This is a genomic window from Rhodococcus sp. 06-470-2 (assembly GCF_002258235.1).
Classification (GTDB): Bacteria; Actinomycetota; Actinomycetes; order Mycobacteriales; family Mycobacteriaceae; genus Rhodococcoides.
This window is the reverse complement of record NZ_NOYB01000025.1, coordinates 1-593: the sequence shown is the minus strand read 5'-3', so window position 1 is coordinate 593 and position 593 is coordinate 1. Positions and strand designations below refer to the sequence as shown.

Here is a 593-nt window from a genome sequence, read left to right as displayed (position 1 = left end):
GAGGAGAACCGGCACGGCATCGTCATGCGTGACTACCTCGTCGTCACCCGCGGCGTCGATCCCGTCGCCCTCGAAGAAGCCCGCATGATCCACATGACCAACGGATATGCGTCGCCTGCCGGTGCAGGGGTGGGTCTGCTGCACTCCGTCGCCTACGTGACGTTCCAGGAGCTGGCCACCCGCGTCTCGCACCGCAACACCGGCAAGGTCTGCGACGATCCGATCGCCGACCGCATGCTCCAGCGCATCGCCGCCGACGAGAACCTGCACATGATCTTCTACCGCAACATCACCGGCGCGGCGATGGACATCTCGCCCGATCAGACGTTGCAGGCGGTCTCGGACATCGTGATGAACTTCGTCATGCCCGGTGCCGGTATGCCGAACTTCCGCCGCAACGGTGTGTTGATGGCCAAGCACGGCATCTACGACCTGCGTCAGCACCTCGAGGACGTCGTCTGGCCGGTGCTGCGCAAGTGGAGCGTGTTCGAGCGCAACGACTTCACCGGCCGCGGCGAGAACAAGCGCGAGGAACTCGCCGCGTTCCTCGAAGACCTCGAGCGTCAGGCCACCAAGTTCGAGGAGATGCGCGA

The 593-nt window shown here is 64.6% G+C and carries 1 protein-coding gene; it reads left to right on the top strand.

Annotated features, from left to right (window positions below; genetic code table 11):
* A partial coding sequence (locus tag CH276_RS13765; protein WP_176459249.1) for an acyl-ACP desaturase occupies positions 1-593 on the top strand: 593 nt, incomplete at both ends.